The organism is Streptomyces deserti (assembly GCF_054782695.1).
In genome coordinates, this window is sequence record NZ_BAAGRZ010000001.1 from 1379344 (window position 1) to 1403145 (window position 23802).

Sequence of the window (23802 nt, forward strand, 5' to 3'; positions counted from 1 at the left end):
GAGCGGGGGTGTCTGAGCCATTTTCGAGCTGCCCGTCGGGTGTGAGGCTGCTCTCTGCGACGCCTCACCCCGAGGAGTGCTCGGCGTACCGGGAACCCTCAATGCCCCGTCCCGCCCGCGAAGACCAGCGACCGCCGCCCGGTCACGGATGTCGTCCGTGCTCTCCGGGCGCGGGGCAGGGACAGTGAAGTCCCCGCGAGCTATCGCGCTGATCACGCCACCCAGGCTATCGCTCCTTACAGGGGGCTCGTCATGAGCCGTATGTGTACAAAACCGAGGGTGGAAGTTTGACGTTCTGCACAGTGCGGTGGGGTTGCCGAGGGTTGCGGTGCCGTTGCCGGGGGCGATCCGACTGCGGGGCGCTCCGGCTGCCGGGCGGTCCGCTGGGGGCGTCCGAGTCCGGCGGTCCGCTGGAGGCGTCCGAGTCCGCGGTTCGCTGAGAGCGTCCCAGCCCTCGGTCCGCGGGAGGCCTGCCGACCCCCGCGGACACGCCCTGTCCGCCCCCTTGGCACGACGGCCATCCCGAGGCACGGTGCCGACATGACCGCAAAAATCCTCATCCTCACCGGCGACGCGGCAGAATCCCTCGAAGTCCTGTACCCCTACCAACGCCTCCGCGAAGAGGGCTACGACGTCCACATCGCCGCCCCCACCCGCAAGAAGCTCCAGTTCGTCGTCCACGACTTCGAACCAGGTTTCGACACCTACACCGAGAAGCCCGGCTACACCTGGCCCGCCGACCTCGCCTTCTCCGAGGTCGACCCCGGCGACTACGCCGCCGTGGTGATCCCCGGCGGCCGCGCACCCGAGTACCTCCGCAACGACCCCGAACTCCGCAAGATCCTCAAGTCCTTCTTCGACGCCGACAAACCGGTCGCCCAGATCTGCCACGGCCCCCTGCTCACCGCCGCCGTCGACGGTCTCCGCGGCCGCCGCGTCACGGCGTACCCCGCCCTGGAAATCGACATGCAGGCCGCCGGCGCGGACTTCCAGGACGCCGAGGCGGTGGTCGACGGCACCCTGGTCTCCTCCCGCGCCTGGCCGGACCACCCGAGCTGGATGCGCGAGTTCCTGACGGTGCTGCGCGCGAAGGCGCCGGTGACCTGACGCTCAACCCGGACGCGGCGCTCCCCGTGCGGGGGCGCCGCACCGCTCAGGCCGCCGCCAGCCGCTCCGCCTCCGCGACCGCGTCCTCCAACGTGTCCACCACCGGCACCCCCACCGCTTCGAGACTGGCCCGGCTGTGCGACCCGCCGGTGTACAGCACGGCCCGCGCCCCGACGTACCGCGCGGCCACCGCGTCGTCGGCGGCGTCCCCGATCACCACCGTGCGCTCCGGGTCCACGCCGGTGAGCGCCCCGAAGTGCCGCACCATGTGCTCGGCCTTGCTGCCCCCGGACGGCCCGGTCCGCCCGTCGACGCGTATGAAGTGCGCCTCGATCCCGAAGCCCCGTACCAGCGGGACGAGCTCGTCATGCACGTACATGCTGAGGATCGACTGGCTGCGCCCCGCCGACCGCCACTCCGTGAGCAGCTCCGTCGCGCCCTCGGTGAGCCCGCAGGTCACCCGGTGCTCGGCGTAGTACCGGTGGAAGATGTCGTCCATGAGCTCCCACTCGGCATCGGTCGGCAGCCGCCCCATCAGCCGCTCGTAGAACTTCGGCACCGGCACGCAGTACAGCTCCCGGTACTGCTCCAGCGTGAGCGGCCGCAGGCCGAGCTCGGCGAACGCCGCGTTCGTCGCCCCGATGATCGCGTCGATGTCGTGGAAGAGCGTCCCGTTCCAGTCCCAGACGATGTGCGCCCCAGTCAGCTTCCCCATGCCCAAGACCGTACCCACCACCACTGACAATCAAGAGGCCCGCAGCTCAGCGCGCACGCGGAGCCGGGCCGCCGGGCTCACTGCCCGAGCCCCACCAGGTTCGGGATCTCCTGCGTGGCGTACCACAGCAGCTCGTGGTCCTCGGCCCCGTCCACGACGAACTGCGCGTCGTCGTCCCCGCCGTCCGCCGCCTCCAACGCCTCCGCGGCCGCCGTCACGTCCGCCTCCGCGTCCGCCGCGTCCACGTGCACCGACGCCGCCTTGGCCAGCGGTACGGTCCCGGCGACCCGCACCTCGCCGAGCTTGGCCGGATCCAGCCCCCGGTCCGGGTCCGCGCTCGCCGCGCGGTCGGGTACGTCGACGGCGACCACGACCCGGCGCCGCGGCGCCGCGGGGTCCGCCGCCAGCAGCCGCAGCGAGGCCAGCGCGGCCCGGCCCAGCGCGGCGTACTCCAGCTCCTCGATGTCGTCGGAGAGGTACCACTCGCGCAGCGCGGGCGTCACCGCGTACGCGACGAGCTGCCCGGCCCCCAGCTCACCCGTCTTGTACGCCTCGGCGAGACCGGAGAGGGTCAGGGGGACGTAGACGCGCATGGTCGGCCGCTTTCGTCGTCGGAGGCTCCGGCTGAAGACCCGGTGGGGGCGGCTCCCGCCCCGCCCGAGGGCCTTCAGGATACGTGCGGGCGTCCCCTTTCGGGCCCCTGCCCGGACGTCCGTACGCGTCCACCTCCGGCCCCGGAACTCACCCGGTACACCCCTGTCAGCCAGGGCTCCCGCGACCCTTCGGTCACCCGGATAGGTGAACTCCGCCAGGCCCCTGCCCGGATCGCGCCTTCCTTGCCACCGCCCTCCACAACCCCGTACAAGATCCCCAACCGCGAAGTTACTGCCCGGTATCACCTGGGCTCGTCGAACGGGGACCCCCACATGCACAAGGTCATGACCAGGGCTCAGCGTCTTGCGGGCACCCACCCGCCGAGCCGCCGCGACCTCCGCCGCCCCGGCGGCACCCCACCGCGCACGCCGGGCGCCGGAGCGGCCCGCACGACGTCGGGCGACGGCCGCCCGCCCGGTGCCCCACGCGGCACCGCCCCGCGCACGAGGCCCACCGACACCCGCCCACCGACGGCCCCGACACGCACGACCGCCCGCCCGGCCATCTCCCCGTCCCCAGCCGCTCCCGACCGGACCGCGCCGATCGGTCCCAGCGGGACCGCCCCGGGCGGCCCTGACCGAACCACCCCGGCATCCCCCGCTCAGCCCCCGCGCAGGTCGATCCCCCACCCCCTCCCCACCGACGTCTTCGCGGAGCTCCTCCTCGCCGTCCTGAGCGGCCAGCGCCCCGTCCACGCGATGCTCCGGCACACCGCGGCCCGCGCCTACGACGAACTCGCCTGGCTCGCCGAGCGCAGCCCCCTGCGCGCCCGCGGCACCCGTCCCGTCGTCCGCGACATCGGCTACTTCGAGCCCCGCCCCGGTGCCATCGAGGCCTTCGCCCGGATCGGCGCCGGTGACCAGCTGCGTGCCATGGCCTTCCGCCTGGAACAGGGCCGGGACCTGCGCTGGCGCTGCACGGCGGTGGAACTGGGCGGCCCTCGCATGCGGCGCGCAGCAGGCGACTGAGGCGGGGTCCAGGCATGCCGAAGGGCCGGGGCACGTCGCAGTGCCCCGGCCCTTCACACCGCTACGGCGTCGCGGACACCGTCACTTCTTGCGGCGCCGCCCGCCCTTCTGCTGCTTGCGGCGCTCCGCGCGCGTGAGGCCGTCGGCCGGGGAGCGCACGGGCTCCTCGTCGGTGGAGAACTCGCGCTCGATGACGCCGCCCTCGCCGTCCACGGTCGGCGCGGTCAGGTGCAGGTTCCGCCGCTGCGGGGCGTCGAGCCCCTTGGCACGGATCTCCGGACGTGACCCGCTCGCCTGCGCGGGCACCGCGTCCTGCTTGGTCAGCTCCGGCTTGGCATCCTCGACCGGGACCTCCTCGACCTGCTGCTCGACCTGGACCTCCAGGTTGAACAGGTAGCCGACGGACTCCTCCTTGATGCCCTCCATCATGGCCTGGAACATGTCGAAGCCCTCGCGCTGATACTCGACCAGCGGGTCCTTCTGCGCCATGGCGCGCAGGCCGATGCCCTCCTGGAGGTAGTCCATCTCGTAGAGGTGCTCGCGCCACTTGCGGTCCAGGACCGACAGCACGACCCGGCGCTCCAGCTCACGCATGATCTCGGAGCCGAGCTGCGCCTCGCGCGCCGCGTACTGCTCGTGGATGTCGTCCTTGATGGAGTCGGCGATGAACTCGGCGGTCAGACCGGCCCGGTCGCCGGCCGCCTCCTCCAGCTCCTCGATGGTGACCTTGCACGGGTAGAGCTGCTTGAAGGCGCCCCACAGCCGGTCGAGGTCCCAGTCCTCGGGGAAGCCCTCGGCGGTCTCGGCCTGGACGTAGGCGTCGATGGTGTCGTCCATGAAGTGCTGGATCTGCTCGTGCAGGTCCTCGCCCTCCAGGACGCGGCGCCGCTCGCCGTAGATGACCTCGCGCTGGCGGTTGAGGACCTCGTCGTACTTCAGGACGTTCTTGCGGGTCTCGAAGTTCTGCTGCTCGACCTGCGACTGGGCGGAGGCGATCGCGCGCGTGACCATCTTGTTCTCGATCGGCACGTCGTCCGGGACGTTCGCCATCGACATCACGCGCTCGACCATCTGCGCCTTGAACAGCCGCATCAGGTCGTCACCGAGCGAGAGGTAGAAGCGGGACTCACCCGGGTCGCCCTGACGGCCGGAACGACCACGCAGCTGGTTGTCGATGCGCCGCGACTCGTGCCGCTCGGTACCGAGCACGTAGAGGCCGCCGAGCTTCTCGACCTCCTCCTTCTCGGCCTGCACCGCCTTCTCGGCCCGCTTGAGCGCCTCGGGCAGGGCGTGCGCCCACTCCTCGATGTGCTCCTCGGGGTCGAGGCCGCGCTGGCGCAGCTCCGCCTCGGCCAGGTCCTCGGGGTTGCCGCCGAGCTTGATGTCCGTACCACGACCGGCCATGTTCGTGGCCACCGTCACGGCGCCCTTGCGGCCGGCCTGGGCGACGATCTGCGCCTCACGGTCGTGCTGCTTCGCGTTCAGCACCTCGTGCTGGATACCGCGCTTGCTCAGCTGCTGCGAGAGGTACTCCGACTTCTCGACGGACGTCGTGCCGACGAGGATCGGCTGCCCCTTGCGGTGCTTCTCCTCGATGTCGTCGACGACCGCCTCGAACTTGGCGACCTCGGTGCGGTAGATCAGGTCCGACTGGTCCTGGCGGATCATCGGCTTGTTCGTCGGGATCGGGACCACGCCGAGCTTGTAGATCTGGTGGAACTCGGCGGCCTCGGTCATCGCCGTACCGGTCATGCCGGAGAGCTTCTTGTAGAGGCGGAAGAAGTTCTGGAGGGTGATCGTGGCGAGCGTCTGGTTCTCGTCCTTGATCTCCACCCCTTCCTTCGCCTCGATCGCCTGATGCATGCCCTCGTTGTAGCGGCGGCCGGCGAGGATACGGCCGGTGTGCTCGTCGACGATCATGACCTCGCCGTCGATGACGACGTAGTCCTTGTCCTTCTTGAAGAGCTCCTTGGCCTTGATGGCGTTGTTCAGGTAGCCCACGAGCGGGGTGTTCACCGACTCGTAGAGGTTGTCGATGCCCAGCCAGTCCTCGACCTTCTGGACACCGGACTCGTGGATGGCGACCGTGCGCTTCTTCTCGTCGACGTCGTAGTCGCCGGTCTCCTCGATGCCCTTGAGCGGGTTGCCGGGCTCGCCCCGCTTCAGCCGCTGGACCAGCTTGGCGAAGTCGCCGTACCACTTGGTGGCCTGGTCGGCCGGGCCGGAGATGATCAGCGGCGTACGGGCCTCGTCGATGAGGATGGAGTCGACCTCGTCGACGATGGCGAAGTTGTGGCCGCGCTGGACGAGTTCGTCCTTGGACCACGCCATGTTGTCGCGCAGGTAGTCGAAGCCGAACTCGTTGTTCGTGCCGTACGTGATGTCGCACGCGTACATCTCGCGGCGCTGGGCCGGCGTCATGTTGGCGAGGATGCAGCCGACGCTCAGCCCCAGGAACCGGTGGACGCGGCCCATCATCTCGGAGTCGCGCTCGGCCAGGTAGTCGTTGACCGTGATGATGTGGACGCCTCTGCCGGACAGCGCGTTGAGATAGGCGGGCAGGGTGCCGACCAGGGTCTTGCCCTCACCGGTCTTCATCTCGGCGACGTAGCCCATGTGCAGGGCGGCGCCGCCCATCAGCTGGACGTCGTAGTGCCGCTGGCCGAGGACGCGCTTGGCGGCCTCGCGGACGGTCGCGAACGCCTCGGGCAGCAGGTCGTCGAGGGCCTTGTCGATGACCTCGTCGTGCTTGGACTCGTCGGGCTCCGCGGCCAGGGCGTCGGCGATCCGCTCCTTGTACTCATCGGTGAGGGCCCGCAGCTCGGCGTCGGAGAGGTCGACAAAGTCCTCTTCGATGGAGTTGACCTGGTCCGCGATGCGGTGCAGCTTGCGCAGGATCTTGCCTTCGCCTGCACGCATGATCTTCGAGAGGACGGACACGGGGGTTGGTCTCCTTGCCGGTCGGGCCTGGGACGGTCGGTTACCACTTGACTCACTGAGCAACGGCCATCGTATGCGAGGACCCCGCCATGCCGGGAGGGCCTGCCGTCACGGCGACCGTCCGCCGCCTTTTTCTGTTTCACATCTGCTTCAAAGGGGACAACGTCCGGCCCCCTCGGATGGTGCCGCATCCCCTCGGCGAATTGCGCGATCCGTGATCACCCGCTCACGCACGGCACGCGCGGCAAATGAATGGCGCCCTTTCCGCGGCCCCCAGCACAATCGGCCGATGGACCCCGTCACACTCACCACGGACCGCCTCGTGCTGCGCACGGTCGGCCCGCAGGACACCGAGACCGTCTACGCAGCCTGCCAGGACCCCGACATCCAGCGCTGGACCACGATCCCCTCGCCCTACCTCCTCGAGCACGCGCAGAGCTTCACGGCACAGCTGGTCCCCGACGGCTGGGCGGACGACTCGATGTTCACCTTCGGCGTCTTCCTCCCCTCCGGCGACCTGGCGGGCATGCTCGGCCTGACGATGCGCTCCCTGGGCGTCGCGGAGATCGGCTTCTGGGCCGCGAAGGAACACCGCGGCAACGGCTACCTCACCGAGGCGGCGCTCACGGCCTGCCGCTGGGCCTTAACTTCACCATCGAGGGCACGTTGCGCTCCGCGATCAACAACAAGGGAGTACTGAGGGACTGCTGGGTGGGTTCCCTGCTGCCGTCGGACTTGGGCCTGCCGTCGACGGCACCGTACCTGCCGACTCCCGCACGCTGACCCCCGCAACCCGCGGGGGTTCGTGCCGACCTGGCTACGCCGGGCTGCACGCCCCACCCCGCACCAGCCCTCACACCCAGCACCAGACCACGCAGCACGCACCACGCACCACGCACCAACCCCAGCTCACCCACCCACTGTCAGTCCCACCCCCTATCGTGCGGACCCATGACGACCCCGCGCCCCACCGCAGAGCTCTCCGCAAACGAGGCCCGCCGCATCGCCCTGCGGGCCCAAGGTTTCCTCGGCGCCCCCGACCGCCGCTCGGGCGTCCGAGGAGTCCTCCGCCACCTGGGCGCGATACAGCTCGACACGATCTCCGTCCTCGCCCGCTCCCACGAACTCGTCCCGTACGCCCGCCTCGGCGCGGTAGGCCGCACAACAGTGGAGAACGCCTACTGGAAGGACACGCACGCCTTCGAGTACTGGTCGCACGCCGCCTGCATCCTCCCCATCGAGGAGTGGCCCCACTTCGCCTTCCGCCGCCGCGCCTACCGCAACCGCCCGCACTGGAACCACGAGCTCCCGGACGGCGCCTACGACCAGGTCATCAAGCAGCTCCGCACCGAAGGCCCGCTCACGGCCACGGAGCTGGGCGGCGCGAAGAAGACGAACGACTGGTGGGACTGGTCGGGCACGAAGGTCGCCGTCGAACGCGCCCTGATGTACGGCGAGGTGGTGTGCGTCGAACGACGCGGCTGGAAGCGGGTGTACGACCTGGCCGAACGCGCGGTCCCCCAGGCGCTGTTGCACGACGAGCTGGACGACACCGAGTGCCTGCGCCGCCTGGTCCGCCTGGCGGGCGAGGCCCTGGGCGTCGGCACGCGCGCGGACATCGCCGACTACCACCGCCTCAGGGGCGAACAGGTCGACGCGGTGATCGCCGACTCGGGCCTGGTCCCGGTCACGGTCGAGGGCTGGGGCAAGCCGGCCTGGGCCGACCCGGCCGCCCTGGAAACACCCCCGCGCGGCCGTCACCGTACGACGCTGCTGTCCCCCTTCGACTCCCTGATCTGGGAACGCGCGCGCACGGAGCGGATCTTCGGCTTCACCCACCGCCTGGAGGCCTACGTCCCCAAACAGAAGCGGGTCCACGGCTACTTCGCGATGCCGGTCCTCGCCGGCGGCCACCTCGTCGGGCGCGTCGACCCGGCCCGCGAGGGCCGCACGCTGGTGGCCAAGCAGGTCACGCTGGACGGCCCGAAGGCGGTCCCGGCGGTGGCCCAGGCCCTCATCGAGGCGGCGAGCTGGGTGGACTGCACGGACGTACGCGTGGAGCGCGTCGACGTGCCCGGACTCCGCGAGCCCCTCACGCGGGAGCTCGCCCGCGCACTGGCCTGAGCCAGGTCACCGGATCTCGAGGATCTTCTCCCGCATCGCGTAGACCACCGCCTCCATCCTGGAGTGCAGCTGCAGCTTCTCCAGGATGTTGCGCACGTGGTTCTTCACGGTGTTCTCGGAGATGAACAACTCCTTGGCGATATCCCGGTTGTTCATCCCCGTGGCGACCAGTTTGAGGACCTCCAGCTCACGGTCCGTCAGCCGCGGCGCGGGCACCAGACGGCGCTCGTCGGTCTTCTGGATCATCGACTTGAACTCGGTGAGCAGTTTCGACGCCATGGACGGACTGATCTGCGACTGCCCGTCGGCCACCGCACGAATGGCGGTGGCCACCTCGTCGGTGGAGATTTCCTTCAGGAGATATCCGGTGGCCCCCGCCTTGATCGCGTCGTACAGGTCGGCTTCCTCGTCGCTGATCGTCAGCATGATGATCTTCGCGCTGGGTGCCACCTCCTTGATGGAGGTGCACGCCTCGATCCCGCCCCGCTTGGGCATCCGTACGTCCATCAGGACGATGTCGGGCAGCAGGTCGGCGGCCTTCTCCACGGCCTCGGCACCGTCGCCCGCCTCACCGACGACCTGGATGTCCTCCTCGGCCGCGAGCACGATCTCCAGGCCACGGCGGAAGAGGGCGTGGTCGTCCACGACAAGGACTCTGATCGGCTCCTTGCGTGGAGTGCCCGCCTCCGGGCCCATGCCGACGACGCCGTCGTCGGCATCCCCGTCACGCATCGGTCCGAAGCTGTCCGCCATCGTTCCTCCCCCTGAGGCTGTGGCCTGTGGTCCCGAGCCATCGCCAACCCAAGGCAACGACCCACCGGTTGAGCCGTTGCGGCCATGATTTCATGCCCGGACGGCACCGTGGCGACAGTGTGGGGCGCGAAGTGGTCGCACACCGGTGCCCCTGGGGGCGCACACGAGCGCTCCAGGGGCACTGGCTCAGCTGTCACCCGGCACGGTCAGCCGCCGAGCGCACCGCCCGCCTCGGGAGAGTGCGCATGGGTGACCATCGTGTCCGTCCTGAGGTGGATCACGCCGTAGTCGTAGGCGTGGCGTCGGTAGACGACGCTCGGTTCCTTGGTCTCGGAGTCGACGAACAGATAGAAGTCGTGCCCGACCAGCTCCATCTCGTAGAGCGCCTGGTCGAGGGTCATGGGGGCGGCGACGTGGGTCTTCTCGCGGACGACGATGGGTCCGTCACCCTGGATCTCCAGCGAGCCGATCTTCTTGGTGGGCACGGGCTCTGGCTCCTCCGGCTGGACGGCGGCACCGGTCCCGTTGAGCGTCGCGGCGCCCGGAACGTGGTCGGGGACCTCCGCAGCCGAAATCCGGCGCGCGCCTCGGCGCGAGAACCGCTTGTCGTGTTGCCTGCGCAGCCGTGCTTCCAGCTTTTCCGCCGCCAGGTCGAGCGCCGCGTACGGATCGCTCGCCGCTGCCTCCGCCCGGATCACCGGACCGCGAGAGCGGAGCGTGATCTCCACCCGGTCTGAGCGGTCGGCCTGTCGGGGGTTGGGCTCCTTGGACACCTCGACGTCGAGGCTGATCACCTTGCCATCGAGCTTCTGGATCTTCTCCAGCTTCAGCTTCTCGGCCACGTGCTTCCGGAACCGCTCGGGCACCTCGGTCTTGCGGCCCTTGACGACGATGTCCACGCAGAACTCCGTTCCCGGATCACTCCGCATCGGTGGCGGAGCATCTCCCTTTTGCACCAGGTTCCGGTGAGTCCCGGAACCTCGGACTCGGTGACTTCCACCTCCTCCCCCGTGGGCGAGATCTCCACTCCACCGGCGCGGGTGATTACGAAAAACCCGCAGCACGGCATTCCGATATGAGAGGTGTGGCCTGCGGCTTTCCCTCACAACCGAACATATCTCGCCCGGACGGATGTCGTCACCCTCTACTGCGGCGTACCTCCGTTCCGGTGAATTGGCCCTCTCATAACCTGCAACGACGCAAGTTCTCAGTCAGTTCCGGTTTATTTCGAAAGCGTCCGGTGATGCCGCGACCACAGCCGCGCAGATCACGTCACGGACGCCGTCGGCGCCGTACGCGCCCGCCATTCCCGGCCGGCCGGGCCGTCGGGCCGCCCTCTCTCGCGTTGATCCGATCCTTCGTTCCTCTCTCCCTTCCCATGTCTCACCCAGGTACACGGGATCAGCCGCCGAACCGTTCGAAACCGGCCCCGCCCCGCCCGCGCCGGACACCGCCGCAGGCCGCCCCGCCGCCCGCCGGTGTGCGCCCACCTGCGCCTCCTGCCGCAGCGCCGCCCGTACGGCGCGCGCCGCCTCCGCCAGGGAGGCTCCCGTGGTCATCAGGTCGTCCACGAGCACCACCCGGCCGCCGAGCAGCAGCCGGGCCCCGCCGGGAGCCACGGCAAGCGCGCCCGCGAGATTGGCCAGCCGCTGACGGGAGTTGAGCCCCGACTGGTCGGCCACGGCCCGCCGCTGCCGCAGCACGGCGAGGACCCGCGCGGGCGTCCCGCTCCGCCGCAGATCACCCGCCGCCGCGAGGGCGATCCGCCGCGCCGGATCGTGCCCGCGCGCCCGTACGACCCGCCGCGCGGACGGCACGGGAACGAGCAGCACGGGCGCCCCACCGCTCGAGAAACCAACCCCTCCGTGCCCGGGAACAGGCCCTCCGGCCCGCACGCGAGCTCCTCGGGCCGCCACGCGCTCTTCACCGCCCTCCCCCCGAAGCCCCGCCCGCACCGCTCCCGCCAGTGCCGCCCCGAGGGGCCCGGACAGGGCCAGCGCGCCCCGTTCCTTGTGGGCCAGCAGCGCCGCACGCGTCTCGTCCGCGTACCGAGCCGCCGCGTACACCGCCGGCAGCCCGCACGGCTCCGGCACCGGTCGCACCCGGCGCGGTGCGGCTCCGCTCAGGACGGCACGGCACTCCGGGCAGAGCACCGTACGAGGCCTGCCGCAGCCTCCGCACTCGGCCGGCAGCACCAGGTCGGTGAGGTCCTGCCACCACCCCCGCATGTCTCCACTGTGCCCACGTCGGGCCCGCCCGACCACCCCCGTGGACAACCGCCTGTGGACAACTCCCCCCACCAGCCACCCACCCGCCCCCCACACGAGTGAGCCCCGGCCCGCGAACACAGGAAGCCACCCCACACAAGCGGCCACTCCCGCCGGAGCCTTACCCCGACGAAAGCAGCCGCTTCCCGACCACCGAAGGCGCTCCTCGTCCCCGAGCACCCAAGGCGCTTTTCATCTCCGCATCTGCGAGCACCGAAGGCGCCCCTACTCCGGATAGACCGGCGCCGTCCCCTCCGTGACCTTCTGCCACTGCGCCCCGGACGGCAGCCGTACGATCCCGTCCACCGAGTACGCCACCAGCGGCAGCCGGTCGTCACCGGAGGCGGTGACCTCCTTCACGCCGGTCAGGGCCGCCGGCGCCGGCACGTCCGGGGTGGAGCCGTCGACCTGGACATACCGCATCTGCTCCACGCCCCCGTGCTCGCGCCCGACCACCACGAGCCGGCTGTCACCGGCCCACGACATGGCGGTGACCTGCTCCAACTCCGGCGTGGCGGAGCGCGGTTCGACCACGGAGACCGCTGGCCGCCCGTCCGGCTCCTTCGCCCGCTCGATCAGTCCGACGACCAGGGAGCTTTGGCCGTCCTTCTCCACGACGAGCGCGATCCGCACCCCGTCGGCGGCCACCCGCACGGCCTGGACCCGCCCCTGCAGACCCGGTGTCCGCACCTCCAGCGGCTCTTTCCTGCCCTGCTCCAGCAGAAGCAGCCGAGGGTCGTCGGGATTGCGGTCGGCCACCCACAGGTCGCCGTGCGCGTCCCAGCTCGGCGCCGACAGCCGGTCGGCCTCGGTCTTGCCCCGGCTGCTGAGCAGGGGCTCCCCGATCGAAGCGCCCGACACCAACGAGCCGACGTACAGCGTCTTGCCGTCGAGGGTCACCGCGGCCGCGGTGTGCTCGTCGCGCGAGACGGCCACCGACCGCAGCTGCGTCTGGCCCTCACCCAGCGCCCCCGGCACCGGGTCCGGCCGCGTGACGTTGCTGCCCGCCGGGATCCGCACGAGCCGGTGCTTGGCGTCGATCCAGTACAGGTAGTCGGGGTACTGCAGCGAACCGCGGGAGGCCACCGTGTCGGCCCGGGCCTCGTGGAGCGTGCACAGCTGCGCTCCGCCCGCCCGCAGCTCTACCTCCTCCACCGCGGGCGTGAGATTCCGCAGCGTGAACAGCAGCTGCGCCGCCATCTCCTCGCACCGGTCGGTGCCGACCTCGGCGGCCTTGTCGTTGAGCGGCACGGTCAGCTTGCTCCGGTCGTCGGGCGTCAGCGAGGTGACGTCCTTCTGCAGCGCCGTACCGGTGGGGAAGCTCGACCTGACCACGGGCCCGAGCCGCCTCGTGGGCCCGCTCAGCAGGGAGCGCACCACCTGCGTCATGGGGTCGACGCGCTGGCGCACGTAGACGGGATCGGCGACCGCCGTGGGCTGCGCGATCCCCCCGCCCGCCGCGGTGTTCGAGGCGAAGTAGTACTTGTTGACGGACATGTAGTTGCGCTGGAAGTCCGTCCGGCCCATGACGACACCCTGCGGCAGCGTGTCGATCCGCCACTGCCCGCTCTTCTGGTCCTTCGTGAGGTGCACGGTGCTGCTGTAATCACCTGTGGCGGGCTGGTACGACTGCTGCGCGTCCACCGTGGCGACCTTGGTGCCCTCCAGCGTGAACGAGAACTCGCGGGCGTCCTCACGGGTCACCGGACTGTCCGCCTTCGCGTCCGGCCCGTCCATCAGCACCGTGGTGGACAGCTCCGGCCGCCAGGTCCTGGCAGCGGCGTCCGTCAGATACTGGCGCGCCGTCTTGTACTGCGGATCGTCGCTGGTCAGTGCCTCCAGGAAGCCCTGGACGATCGCCTGGGGCCGGGCGTCGTCCCCCGGCGGCATGGCGAACACCCGCACCTGCGTGTCCTGCCTGGGCGTGGACTCGACGCCCCGCAGATCCCCGCTGTCGGGCATCGAGGCGCACCCGGCCAGCAGTACGACACCACAGGCGCCGTACGCCACCGCGCGCGCCGGTGTCCGTCGACGCGCCCCCTCGCGGTCAGCGCCCACGCGTTGCCTCCCCTTGCCTGTTCACGTCCCCCTGCTCGGTCTCCCCCCGCGCCCCCTGCGGGGCGGCGGCCTCCGAGCCGCTCGCGGCCTCGTCCCGGGCCTGCTCGGCAGGCGGATCGTCCTGCCGTCGCGGGCCGGATGCGGGCCGCGGCACCACGCGCGCTCCGTTGCCGGGCAGTGCCGTCGGGTCGGCCGTGGGAGCCGGGGACGCCAGCCGCGGGGCCATCGGATCCCGGGCCGGTATCGCGGACACGTTCCCCGCCGTCTGCTGCGCCGGCACCGTGGCGGTCTTCTCCCGGCCGCCGCGCGGCAGACCGGCGTCCTCGAGGCCGCGGTTGCGCCGCGAGTCCTTGGGCTCCAGCGGTATCGGGGAGCCCCGCAGCGGCTCGTCCGCGGTCCTGGGCAGCGTCAGCCGGAACTGCGAGCCGCCGCCCGGCTCGCCCCACGCCTGGAGCCAGCCGCCGTGCAGCCGCGCGTCCTCCAGGGCGATGGACAGCCCGAGTCCCGTACCACCGGTGGTACGCGCGCGTGCCGGGTCGGCCCGCCAGAAGCGGCTGAAGACACGGGTCGCCTCGCCGGGCTTGAGCCCGACGCCGTAGTCGCGCACCGCGACGGCGACCGCGCCGCCGGCCGCGGCGAGCTTGACGACGACGTCCTTGCCCTCGCCGTGCTCGACGGCGTTGACGACCAGGTTCCGCAGGATCCGCTCCACGCGCCGGGCGTCGGCCTCCGCGACGATCGGCTGCTGGTCGCCCACGATCTTGATCTGCGTGCCCTTCCGCTCGGCGAGCGGCTCCGCCCCGCTGACCACCCGCCGTACGACGTCCCTGAGGTCGATCGGCTCCGCCTCCAGGGCTGCCGCGCCGGCGTCGAAACGGCTGATCTCCAGCAGGTCCGCGAGCAGCGACTCGAACCGGTCGAGCTGGTCGGCGAGCAGCTCCGCCGACCGCGCGGTCACCGGGTCGAAGTCCTCGCGCGCCTCGTGGATGACGTCTGCGGCCATCCGTACGGTCGTCAGCGGCGTACGCAGCTCGTGCGACACGTCCGACACGAACCGCCGCTGCATCCGCGACAGGTCCTCCAGCTGGCTGATCTTCTGCTGGAGGTTCTGCGCCATCTTGTTGAAGGCCTCGCCGAGCCGCGCGATGTCGTCCTCACCGGTGACCTTCATACGTTCCTGCAGCTTGCCGGCGGACAGCCGCTCGGCGATCCCGGCCGCCATCCGCACCGGCGTGACGACCTGCCGCACGACCAGCCACGCGATCGCCCCGAGAAGCACGACGACGAAGAGCCCGGCGGTCGCGAGCGTGCCCTTGACCAGGCTCAGCGACTTCTCCTCCTGGGTGAGCGGGAAGAGGTAGTACAGCTCGTACGGGTCGCCGTTCGGGTCGTTGACCTGCTTGCCGATGACCAGGCCCGGCTGGGAGTCCTTGCCGTTGCTGTAGACGATGCGCGTGTAGCTCTGGGCCGCCGTGGTGCTGTGGTTCACCTGCGCGCGCAGGTCCTCGGGCACGCTGGCCGACGGATCGACGTATCCGGAGGCACGCGGTCCGCGCCCGCCGCCGCTGTCGTCGCCCGGGGGCAGGGTCACCACGTCGAAGGCGCCCTGACCGCCGCTGGAGAGCGACTCCACGAGATCGCTCATCCACTGGATGACGTTCTGGGCGGACCGGCCGTCCACCGTGGTGCCGTCGTCGCCGGTCCCGCTCGCCGCCTCCTCGGCCTGCTGCTTGGCCGCCGCGAACCCGCCGGTGGCCTGACTCTGGGACGCCTTCACCTTGGCCTCCAGCAGGCCGTTGCGCATCTGCCCGATGACGACGAAGCCGAGCAGCAGGACCACGCCCAGCGACATCAGCAGCGTCGTGACGACGACCTTGAGCTGGATGTTGCGCCGCCACAGCCGCATGACGGGCAGCAGCGGCCGGCGCACCCAGCGGACGAACAGGCGGATGACCGGGCTGCCCTGGACGCCGCCCTGGAGCAGCCCGCTCTCCAGGAGGCGTTTCCAACGGGAACCCGGCGTCTTCCGGCCGACAGGCCGCTCCTCGCGGGCCCCGGACCGGCCGGGCGCCGAAGCGGCACTGTCCCCGGACACGTCAGCTCGGTCCTGCCTTGTAACCGACACCACGGACGGTCACCACGATCTCGGGCTTCTCCGGGTCCTTCTCGACCTTGGAACGCAGCCGCTGCACATGCACGTTGACCAGGCGGGTGTCCGCCGCGTGGCGGTAGCCCCACACCTGCTCCAGCAATACCTCACGCGTGAACACCTGCCACGGCTTGCGCGCGAGCGCGACCAGCAGGTCGAACTCCAGCGGCGTCAGCGCGATCGACTGCCCGTCCCGCTTCACGGAGTGACCGGCCACGTCGATGACGAGGTCGCCGATGGCGAGCTGCTCCGGCGCCGGCTCCTCCGACCTGCGCAGCCGCGCCCGGATACGCGCGACCAGCTCCTTCGGCTTGAACGGCTTGACGATGTAGTCGTCGGCCCCCGACTCGAGGCCCACGACGACATCGACGGTGTCGCTCTTGGCCGTGAGCATCACGATCGGCACCCCGGACTCCGCCCTGATCAGGCGGCACACCTCGATACCGTCCCGGCCCGGCAGCATCAGATCGAGCAGCACCAGGTCGGGCTTGGTCTCACGGAAAGCGGCCAGCGCCTTGTCGCCGTCGGCTACGAAAGACGGCTCGAAACCTTCACCACGCAGCACGATGCCGAGCATCTCGGCCAGTGCGGTGTCGTCGTCGACGACAAGGACTCGTCCCTTCATAAACGACATCATCCCATTCTCATAACGGTGGCGAAGGCAGTGGTGAGGTACGTCACCGGCCAGTGACGATAGTCGTACGACGTCGCTACTGTCTGCCCTCGCCCGTGGCCGTCGGGAAGGTCCGTCCTCGTCGGTCCCGGCCGACGCCGCCCCGTCAACCGGTCGTCACATGACGTGACCGGGCACACAGCTCGGCCAGCGCCTCGGCGGTCACCGGCGACACGGCGCCCTCCTCGGTGACGATCGCCGTGACCAGTTCGGGCGGGGTCACGTCGAACGCGGGGTTGTACGCCTGGGTCCCCAGCGGCGCGACCGGAATCCCGCCGCCCGCCTCCGCACCGGCCACGGGCACCTGAGGCGCCGTCACCTCGGTCACCTCGTGACCGGGCCGCTGTTCCACCTCGATGGACGCCCCGTCCGGCGTGTCCGGATCCACCGTCGTCACCGGCGCCACCACGATGAACGGCACATGGTGGTAGCGCGCGAGCACCGCGAGCGGATAGCTCCCCACCTTGTTCGCCACCGAGCCGTCGGCCGCGATCCGGTCCGCCCCGATCAGCACCGCGTCCACCTCACCGGCCGCGAACAGCGACCCCGCCGCGTTGTCGGTGAGCAGCGTGTACGCCATGCCTCTGCGGGCCGCCTCGTACGCCGTGAGACGAGCGCCCTGCAGCAGTGGACGCGTCTCGTCCACCCACAGCCGGCGCAGCCGCCCGGCCCGGTGCGCGGCGAGCGCCACGGCGAACGCCGTGCCCTCCCCACCCGACACCAGCGCCCCGGTGTTGCAGTGTGTGAGGATTCGGTGCCCGCCACCGGGCAGCAGCTCGTCCAGCAGCGCCAGCCCGTGCTCGGCCATCCGGGCACTGGCCTCGGCGTCCTCACGGTGCAGCTGCCGCGCCGCCGCCAGCGCGGCCCCCGCCGCCTGCCGGGGAGTGCCGCTCTTGGCGAGCGCGGCATGGTAGGCGGAGTGGGCGCGGCGCACCCCGACGGCGAGGTTCACCGCGGTCGGCCGGGCACTCGCCAGCGCGTTCGCGGCCTCGTCCACGTCGAAGCCGCGCGCGGCGGCGAGCGCGACGCCGTACGCCCCCGCAATGCCGAGCAGGGGCGCCCCGCGCACGGCGAGCGACCGGATCGCCTCCACCAGCGCGGGCGCATCCGTACAGACGAGTTCAACCTCCTCGGCCGGCAGCCTCGTCTGGTCGAGGAGAACCAGGACGGGGCCTTCGGGTGGCTCTTCCCAGCGGATCGCCGGGGTCTCGGTCGGCCGCATGTCCTCGCCACTGTGCGCGTACTGATCAGCCATGCGGTCAGTCTGCCCCTTTTTCCGCGGACAATTGAAGGTATGCAGCCCCTACCGTGCCAGGTCCCTCGATGACCACCCCATGGCACGATGGCTGCCAAGCTGCCGCCGCGACCGCGGACGGGCACCGTGAAGGAGCGACGATGAACGACACTCCGGGCTGGGCCTCGCCCGGATCCGCCCCGTCCGAAGGGCAGGAGCCGGGCGCGTCCGGCCCTGCAGAGCCCGCCGACCGCCCGGGCCCCGCACAGCCCGCGGACCAGCCGGACCAGCCGGGCCAACCCCCGCAGGGCCCCGGCCCGAAGTGGTCCAAGGAGCAGCCGCCACCCGGCCAGTGGTCGGCGCCCACCGGCCCCGCCGGCCCGACCGGCCCGGGCCAGGCTCCCCCGCCCCCACCGCCCGGCCCGGGCTGGGGCACACAGCCCCCTGCCGGCCCCGGCGGCTACGGCGGCCCTGGCGGCCCCGGCGGCTACGGCGCCTGGGGAAGCGGCTGGGGCGGCCCCCCGCCCGCGGCCAAGCCCGGCGTGATCCCCCTCCGCCCGCTCGGCGTCGGCGAAATACTCGACGGCGCCGTGTCCACCATGCGCACCTACTGGCGCACGGTCCTCGGCATCTCGCTGACCGTCGCCGTCCTCACCGAGATCGTCGTCGTCCTGTTCCAGGGCCTGGTCCTGGACAACACCAGCTCCGAAGCCGTCGACGACCCGAGCGCCACCCTCGACGAGCTGAGCCGCGCCATGGGCGACGCGCTGCTTAACTCCGGTGTCGTCTTCCTGATCTCCCTGGTCGGCACGGTCATGGCGACGGCCCTGCTCACGACCGTCACCAGCCGCGCGGTGCTCGGCAGGTCGGTGACCCTCGGCGAGGCCTGGCGCGACGCCCGGCCGCAGGTCGTAAAGCTGTTCGGGCTGATCTGCCTGCTGCTGCTCATCACCGCCGGCATCGTCGCCGCGGGCTCCCTGCCCGGCATCCTCGTGACCGTCGCGGGCGGGGGCGGCGCCGGTGTCGCACTCACCGTCCTGGGCATCCTCGGCGCCGGCGTCGTCGCGCTGTGGCTGATGATCCGCTTCTCGCTGTCCTCGCCCGCGCTGATGCTGGAGAAGCAGGGCATCGTGAAGGCGATGAGCCGCTCCGCGAAGCTGGTCCGCGGCTCCTGGTGGCGGGTCTTCGGCATTCAGCTGCTCGCCACGATCATCGCCAACGTCGTCGCGTCGATCATCGTCATCCCGTTCACCTTCCTCGCCGCCGCCCTCAGCGGCGACGGCGTCTCCGGTTTCCTCAGCGGCGCCGCCGACATCGGCTGGACGTTCCTCATCGTCAGCGGGATCGGCTCGGTGATCGGCTCCATGATCACCTTCCCGATCACGGCGGGCGTCGCCGTGCTCCTCTACATCGACCAGCGCATCCGCCGCGAGGCCCTCGACCTCGAACTGGCCCGCGCCGCCGGTGTCCAGGGCCACGGCTCCGGCACCCCCGGCGCCACTCCGGGGAGCTGATGCGGTGAGCACGCTGGGGGGAGTTCTCACAGCGGTGTCCGGACTGCCGGGCACCGCCGTACGGGCATGGCAACACGCCGGCGACACCTCCGTGCTCTCGCAAGCGCGCTCCGCCGACGAACCGCCCGTCACCATCCCGCGCGACCCCGCGCGCGAGGCGGCAGAGCGCGAGCTGTCCAAGCGGATGTACCACGAGAGCGACCCCAGCCTGTTCCAGCGTGCCCTGGACGCCTTCTGGGACTGGATCGGCAAGCTGTTCAGCGCCGCCTCGACGGCGGCCCCCGGCGGAACGCTCGGCCTGGTCGTCATCATCCTCGCCGTGCTCGCGGTCCTCGGTGCCCTGTGGTGGCGCCTGGGCACCCCACGCCGCCAGCCCACCTCCGCACCCGCCCTGTTCGACGACCGCCCCCGCAGCGCCGCCGAACACCGCGCGGCCGCCGAGGCACACGCCGCCCAGGGCCACTGGAACCAGGCCGTCCAGGAACGCATACGGGCCATCGTCCGTGCCCTGGAGGAACGCGCCCTCCTCGACATCCGCCCCGGCCGCACCGCGGACGAGGCAGCCGCGGAAGCCGGCCGGGCCCTGCCCGCCCACACCGACCGACTGCGCGCCGCGGCCCGGGAGTTCGACGACGTCACGTACGGCGGCCGGGCGGCGACCGAGCAGGCGTACCACCGCATCGCCGAACTGGACAGCGACCTGGAACGCACCAGGCCCCAGCTCGCGAGCAGCAGCGCCGGCACCCCCAGCACGGCCCCCAACACCCGCCAGGGAGCCGCCGGATGACGACCGAGGCCACGCTCCCGAACACCTCGGCCTCGCCCACCGCACGCCAGGTGTGGACCCGCGCCCGAGGCATCGCCCTCGCCGTCGTCCTGCTCCTCGCGGCGGCCGTCGCGATCGCCGTGATCCGCTCCGACGCCCGGCACGGCGAGCTCGACCCGCGCTCGGCCGACCCCTACGGCAGCCGCGCCGTCGCCGAACTCCTCGCCGACCGGGGCGTGGACACGCGCGTGGTCACCACCCTGGACGAGGCCGCCGCCGCGACCGGCCCGGACACGACCCTCCTGGTCGCCGTCCCCGACCTCCTGACCCCCAGTCAACAGACCCGCCTCCAGGCCGGTTTCGCCGACTCCGGCGGCCGGACCGTCCTGGTCGCCGCCGGCAGCGCCTCCGTAGAACGGCTCGCCCCCGGCGTCACCGCCGACCCGGCCACCAGCCTCGACTCGACGCTCTCCCCCGACTGCGACCTGCCCGCCGCCCGGCGCGCGGGCACCGCCGACACCGGCGGCGTCCGCTACACCACCACCCACCTCGACGCCGACCAGTGCTACCCCAGCGAGCGCCTGGCCACCCTGCTGCGCGTCCCGGCCCCCTCCGGAGACGGCGACACCGTCGTCCTCGGCGCGCCCGACATCCTCCTCAACGACCGCCTCGACGAGCAGGGCAACGCCTCGCTCGCCCTCCAACTCCTCGGCTCCCGCCCCCATCTGGTCTGGTACCTCCCCTCGCTCTCCGACGACTCGGCCCTCGAAGAGGACGAGCGCAGCTTCTTCGACCTGATCCCCTCGGGCTGGCTCTGGGGCACGCTGCAACTGTTCATCGCGGCAGCCCTGGCCGCCCTGTGGCGGGCACGCCGGCTCGGCCCCCTCGTGCCCGAAAAACTCCCCGTCGCGATCCGCGCCTCCGAAACCGTCGAAGGCCGCGCCCGCCTCTACCGCAAGGCGAACGCCCGCGACCGCGCCGCCGCCGCTCTTCGCTCCACCGCTCGCACCCGCCTCGCCCCCCTGGTAGGCGTCCCCGTGGCCCAGGCGCACGCGCCCGAGGCCCTGCTCCCCGCGCTGTCCGCCCACCTGCACGGCGACGGACAGTCCCTGCACCCCCTCCTCTTCGGCCCGCCACCCAGCGACGACGCAGCACTCATCGCACTCGCCGACCGACTCGACGCCCTCGAAAGAGAGGTACGCCGTCCATGATGGACCCGACCACTGACAACGCCGGGCAGACCGGGGACCCGGGCAACGCCCGAGCGGCCCTGGAGGCCCTGCGCGCCGAGATCGCCAAGGCCGTGGTCGGCCAGGATCCCGCCGTGACCGGCCTCGTCGTCGCCCTGCTCTGCCGCGGCCACGTCCTCCTCGAAGGCGTCCCCGGCGTCGCCAAGACACTCCTCGTCCGCGCGCTGGCCGCCGCCCTGGAACTCGACACCAAGCGCGTCCAGTTCACCCCCGACCTGATGCCGAGCGACGTGACGGGCTCCCTGGTCTACGACGCCCGCACCGCCGAGTTCTCCTTCCAGCCCGGCCCGGTCTTCACCAACCTCCTCCTCGCCGACGAGATCAACCGCACGCCCCCGAAGACCCAGTCGTCCCTCCTGGAAGCCATGGAGGAACGCCAGGTCACGGTCGACGGCACCCCGCGCATGCTCCCCGACCCGTTCCTGGTCGTCGCGACCCAGAACCCGGTCGAGTACGAGGGCACCTACCCCCTCCCCGAAGCCCAGCTGGACCGCTTCCTCCTCAAACTCACCGTCCCCCTCCCCTCCCGCGAAGACGAGATCAACGTCCTCACCCGCCATGCCGAGGGCTTCAACCCGCGCGACCTGCGCGCCGCCGGCGTACGCCCCGTCGCGAACGCGGCCGACCTGGAGGCCGCCCGCACCGCGGTCGCCAAGACGACGATCTCCCCCGAGATCACCGCCTACGTGGTCGACATCTGCCGAGCCACCCGCGAGTCGCCCTCCCTCACCCTCGGCGTCTCCCCGCGAGGCGCTACGGCCCTCCTGGCCACCTCCCGCGCATGGGCATGGCTGACAGGCCGCGACTACGTCATCCCCGACGACGTCAAAGCCCTGGCCCTCCCCACTCTCCGCCACCGCGTCCAGCTACGCCCGGAAGCGGAAATGGAAGGCGTGACGGCCGACTCCGTCATCAACGCGATCCTCACCCACGTCCCCGTCCCCCGCTGATGGCACTCACCGGACGCGCCGCACTCCTCGCGGCCCTAGGCTCCCTCCCCGTCGGCATCTGGGAACCCAGCTGGACGGGCATGCTGGCGGTCAACGGCCCTCTGGCCGTGGCCTGCGCCTGCGACTTCGCCCTGGCGGCTCCCGTACGCCGCCTGGGCCTGACCCGCTCCGGCGACACCTCCGTACGCCTCGGCGACACGGCGGACGTCACCCTCACGATCATCAACCCGTCCCGCCGCCCGCTCCGCGCCCACCTGCGCGACGCCTGGCCCCCCAGCAGCTGGCAAAAAGGCACGGAAACGACGGCCTCCCGCCACCGCGTGACCGTCCCGCCCGGCGAACGCCGACGCGTCACGACCCGCCTACGCCCCACCCGCCGAGGCGACCACCAGGCCGACCGGGTCACCATCCGCTCGTACGGCCCGCTCGGCCTGTTCTCGCGCCAGGGCACTCACAAGGTCCCCTGGACGGTACGCGTCCTGCCCCCGTTCACCAGCCGCAAGCACCTGCCCTCCAAGCTGGCCCGCCTGCGCGAACTGGACGGCCGCACCAGCCTGCTCACACGCGGCGAGGGCACGGAATTCGACAGCCTGCGCGAGTACGTTCCCGGCGACGACACCCGATCGATCGACTGGCGCGCCACGGCCCGCCAGTCGTCCGTCGCCGTACGCACCTGGCGCCCCGAGCGCGACCGCCACATCCTCCTGGTCCTCGACACCGGCCGCACCTCCGCAGGCCGCGTCGGCGATGCCCCCCGCCTCGACGCCTCCATGGACGCGGCCCTGCTCCTCGCGGCCCTCGCATCCCGCGCCGGCGACCGCGTCGACCTCCTCGCCTACGACCGCCGCATCCGCGCCCTCGTCCAGGGCCGTGCGGCAGGCGACGTCCTCCCGTCGCTGGTCAACGCCATGGCCACGCTCGAACCGGAACTCGTCGAAACGGACGCCCGCGGCCTCACATCCACAGCACTCCGTACGGCCCCCCGCCGCTCCCTGATCGTGCTGCTCACGACCCTCGACACGGCCCCCATCGAGGAGGGCCTCCTCCCCGTCCTCACTCAACTCACCCAGCGCCACACAGTCCTGCTGGCCTCGGTGGCAGACCCCCACGTCTCACAGATGGCGAAGGCACGCGGCAACACCGACGCCGTGTACGAGGCCGCAGCCGCCGCACAAGCCCAAACCGAACGCCACCGCACAGCGGAACAACTCCGCCGCCACGGAGTCACGGTCGTGGACGCGACCCCGGAGGAACTGGCACCGGCACTGGCCGACGCATACCTCGCTCTGAAGACGGCGGGACGTCTGTAACTCAACGGCGAGGGCCATACGGCCTTCCGAATACCACAAACGCAGAAAACCCCCGAACCGGTATCCCCGGCCGGGGGTTTTCTCAAGAATTGTTCGGCGGCGTCCTACTCTCCCACAGGGTCCCCCCTGCAGTACCATCGGCGCTGTAAGGCTTAGCTTCCGGGTTCGGAATGTAACCGGGCGTTTCCCTCACGCTATGACCACCGAAACACTATGAAACTGACAACCAGCACCACGCCACCAGGCATGGGGTTGTTCGTGGTTTCAGAACCAACACAGTGGACGCGAGCATCTATGGACAAGCCCTCGGCCTATTAGTACCGGTCAACTCCACACCTTACGATGCTTCCATATCCGGCCTATCAACCCA

The 23802-nt window shown here is 71.3% G+C and carries 18 protein-coding genes, 1 rRNA gene and 1 pseudogene; 9 read left to right on the top strand and 11 right to left on the bottom strand.

All coding sequences use genetic code 11. From position 1 onward, the window contains the following. The first annotated feature begins 540 nt into the window (after positions 1–540). A complete protein-coding gene (locus ACYVMZ_RS06185; RefSeq protein ID WP_461076208.1) occupies positions 541–1107 on the top strand; it encodes a DJ-1/PfpI family protein in 567 nt (188 codons plus the stop codon). 46 nt (positions 1108–1153) lie between these two features. Here ACYVMZ_RS06185 and ACYVMZ_RS06190 read toward each other — a convergent pair whose 3' ends face one another. Both ACYVMZ_RS06190 and ACYVMZ_RS06195 read right to left on the bottom strand, forming a co-directional pair. After that, positions 1154–1822, bottom strand: coding sequence for an HAD family hydrolase (locus ACYVMZ_RS06190; protein ID WP_461076210.1), 669 nt, complete (start codon positions 1820–1822; stop codon positions 1154–1156). Between the two features lie 77 nt (positions 1823–1899). Further along, a complete protein-coding gene (locus ACYVMZ_RS06195; RefSeq protein WP_461076212.1) occupies positions 1900–2415 on the bottom strand; it encodes a DUF6912 family protein in 516 nt (171 codons plus the stop codon). A gap of 333 nt (positions 2416–2748) precedes the next feature. Between ACYVMZ_RS06195 and ACYVMZ_RS06200 the strand changes: the two genes are divergently transcribed. Beyond that, a complete protein-coding gene (locus ACYVMZ_RS06200) occupies positions 2749–3444 on the top strand; it encodes an Rv3235 family protein (RefSeq protein ID WP_461076214.1) in 696 nt (231 codons plus the stop codon). An 81-nt stretch (positions 3445–3525) separates the two neighbouring features. On the opposite strand, the gene secA is transcribed toward ACYVMZ_RS06200, so the two are convergent. Continuing rightward, positions 3526–6384, bottom strand: a complete 2859-nt coding sequence (secA, locus tag ACYVMZ_RS06205; protein ID WP_461076216.1) for a preprotein translocase subunit SecA — start codon at positions 6382–6384, stop codon at positions 3526–3528. A gap of 289 nt (positions 6385–6673) precedes the next feature. Here secA and ACYVMZ_RS06210 point away from each other — a divergent pair. Continuing rightward, positions 6674–7167: pseudogene (locus ACYVMZ_RS06210) on the top strand (GNAT family N-acetyltransferase). Positions 7168–7335: 168 nt separating this feature from the next. Continuing rightward, on the top strand, positions 7336–8508 hold the full coding sequence (locus ACYVMZ_RS06215; protein ID WP_461076218.1) for a winged helix-turn-helix domain-containing protein: 1173 nt from the start codon (positions 7336–7338) through the stop codon (positions 8506–8508). Positions 8509–8514: 6 nt separating this feature from the next. Here the strand turns inward: ACYVMZ_RS06215 and ACYVMZ_RS06220 are convergent, their stop codons facing one another. From ACYVMZ_RS06220 to mtnA, 7 genes are all read right to left on the bottom strand, one after another. After that, entirely contained in the window at positions 8515–9261 is a 747-nt protein-coding gene (locus ACYVMZ_RS06220) for a response regulator (protein ID WP_461076220.1), read from the bottom strand. Between the two features lie 206 nt (positions 9262–9467). Further along, positions 9468–10160: a ribosome hibernation-promoting factor, HPF/YfiA family gene (gene hpf / locus ACYVMZ_RS06225; protein ID WP_461076222.1), complete on the bottom strand. Its 693-nt coding sequence runs from the start codon at positions 10158–10160 to the stop codon at positions 9468–9470. Positions 10161–10472: 312 nt separating this feature from the next. Next, the gene (locus ACYVMZ_RS06230; RefSeq protein ID WP_461076224.1) at positions 10473–11489 is read right to left on the bottom strand and encodes a ComF family protein; all 1017 of its coding nucleotides are present in this window, start codon (positions 11487–11489) and stop codon (positions 10473–10475) included. A gap of 264 nt (positions 11490–11753) precedes the next feature. Next, positions 11754–13586 carry an LpqB family beta-propeller domain-containing protein gene (locus tag ACYVMZ_RS06235; protein ID WP_461076226.1) on the bottom strand — a complete coding sequence of 611 codons (1833 nt, stop codon included), beginning with the start codon at positions 13584–13586 and terminating at the stop codon, positions 11754–11756. After that, the gene (gene mtrB / locus ACYVMZ_RS06240; protein WP_461076228.1) at positions 13576–15681 is read right to left on the bottom strand and encodes an MtrAB system histidine kinase MtrB; all 2106 of its coding nucleotides are present in this window, start codon (positions 15679–15681) and stop codon (positions 13576–13578) included. The genes ACYVMZ_RS06235 and mtrB overlap by 11 nt, the downstream gene beginning before the upstream one ends. A gap of 1 nt (position 15682) precedes the next feature. Continuing rightward, the gene (mtrA, locus tag ACYVMZ_RS06245; RefSeq protein WP_003975799.1) at positions 15683–16372 is read right to left on the bottom strand and encodes a two-component system response regulator MtrA; all 690 of its coding nucleotides are present in this window, start codon (positions 16370–16372) and stop codon (positions 15683–15685) included. A gap of 142 nt (positions 16373–16514) precedes the next feature. After that, positions 16515–17663 carry an S-methyl-5-thioribose-1-phosphate isomerase gene (mtnA, locus tag ACYVMZ_RS06250; RefSeq protein WP_461076231.1) on the bottom strand — a complete coding sequence of 383 codons (1149 nt, stop codon included), beginning with the start codon at positions 17661–17663 and terminating at the stop codon, positions 16515–16517. 140 nt (positions 17664–17803) lie between these two features. Between mtnA and ACYVMZ_RS06255 the strand changes: the two genes are divergently transcribed. Genes ACYVMZ_RS06255 through ACYVMZ_RS06275 form a run of 5 tightly spaced genes read left to right on the top strand, consistent with a single transcriptional unit; the run spans position 17804 to position 23432 of the window. Continuing rightward, a complete protein-coding gene (locus tag ACYVMZ_RS06255; RefSeq protein ID WP_461076233.1) occupies positions 17804–19156 on the top strand; it encodes a DUF7544 domain-containing protein in 1353 nt (450 codons plus the stop codon). A gap of 4 nt (positions 19157–19160) precedes the next feature. Then, entirely contained in the window at positions 19161–19943 is a 783-nt protein-coding gene (locus tag ACYVMZ_RS06260) for a DUF4129 domain-containing protein (protein WP_461076235.1), read from the top strand. Continuing rightward, on the top strand, positions 19940–21133 hold the full coding sequence (locus ACYVMZ_RS06265; protein ID WP_461076237.1) for a DUF4350 domain-containing protein: 1194 nt from the start codon (positions 19940–19942) through the stop codon (positions 21131–21133). The genes ACYVMZ_RS06260 and ACYVMZ_RS06265 overlap by 4 nt, the downstream gene beginning before the upstream one ends. Then, positions 21133–22122: an AAA family ATPase gene (locus ACYVMZ_RS06270; RefSeq protein ID WP_461076376.1), complete on the top strand. Its 990-nt coding sequence runs from the start codon at positions 21133–21135 to the stop codon at positions 22120–22122. Before ACYVMZ_RS06265 ends, ACYVMZ_RS06270 begins: the two co-directional genes overlap by 1 nt. Then, positions 22122–23432, top strand: coding sequence for a DUF58 domain-containing protein (locus tag ACYVMZ_RS06275; protein WP_461076239.1), 1311 nt, complete (start codon positions 22122–22124; stop codon positions 23430–23432). Before ACYVMZ_RS06270 ends, ACYVMZ_RS06275 begins: the two co-directional genes overlap by 1 nt. A 91-nt stretch (positions 23433–23523) precedes the next feature. On the opposite strand, the gene rrf is transcribed toward ACYVMZ_RS06275, so the two are convergent. Beyond that, positions 23524–23640, bottom strand: a 5S ribosomal RNA gene (gene rrf / locus ACYVMZ_RS06280). Between the last annotated feature and the right edge of the window lie 162 nt (positions 23641–23802).

What these genes read in the sequence shown, in the direction of transcription:
- ACYVMZ_RS06185 (WP_461076208.1), top strand. Translation starts at nt 541, where the DNA reads ATGACCGCAAAAATCCTCATCCTCACCGGCGACGCGGCAGAATCCCTC.
- ACYVMZ_RS06190 (WP_461076210.1), bottom strand. Translation starts at nt 1,822, where the DNA reads ATGGGGAAGCTGACTGGGGCGCACATCGTCTGGGACTGGAACGGGACG.
- ACYVMZ_RS06195 (WP_461076212.1), bottom strand. Translation starts at nt 2,415, where the DNA reads ATGCGCGTCTACGTCCCCCTGACCCTCTCCGGTCTCGCCGAGGCGTAC.
- ACYVMZ_RS06200 (WP_461076214.1), top strand. Translation starts at nt 2,749, where the DNA reads ATGCACAAGGTCATGACCAGGGCTCAGCGTCTTGCGGGCACCCACCCG.
- ACYVMZ_RS06215 (WP_461076218.1), top strand. Translation starts at nt 7,336, where the DNA reads ATGACGACCCCGCGCCCCACCGCAGAGCTCTCCGCAAACGAGGCCCGC.
- ACYVMZ_RS06220 (WP_461076220.1), bottom strand. Translation starts at nt 9,261, where the DNA reads ATGGCGGACAGCTTCGGACCGATGCGTGACGGGGATGCCGACGACGGC.
- ACYVMZ_RS06230 (WP_461076224.1), bottom strand. Translation starts at nt 11,489, where the DNA reads ATGCGGGGGTGGTGGCAGGACCTCACCGACCTGGTGCTGCCGGCCGAG.
- mtrA (WP_003975799.1), bottom strand. Translation starts at nt 16,372, where the DNA reads ATGATGTCGTTTATGAAGGGACGAGTCCTTGTCGTCGACGACGACACC.
- mtnA (WP_461076231.1), bottom strand. Translation starts at nt 17,663, where the DNA reads ATGGCTGATCAGTACGCGCACAGTGGCGAGGACATGCGGCCGACCGAG.
- ACYVMZ_RS06255 (WP_461076233.1), top strand. Translation starts at nt 17,804, where the DNA reads ATGAACGACACTCCGGGCTGGGCCTCGCCCGGATCCGCCCCGTCCGAA.
- ACYVMZ_RS06265 (WP_461076237.1), top strand. Translation starts at nt 19,940, where the DNA reads ATGACGACCGAGGCCACGCTCCCGAACACCTCGGCCTCGCCCACCGCA.
- ACYVMZ_RS06270 (WP_461076376.1), top strand. Translation starts at nt 21,133, where the DNA reads ATGGACCCGACCACTGACAACGCCGGGCAGACCGGGGACCCGGGCAAC.
- ACYVMZ_RS06275 (WP_461076239.1), top strand. Translation starts at nt 22,122, where the DNA reads ATGGCACTCACCGGACGCGCCGCACTCCTCGCGGCCCTAGGCTCCCTC.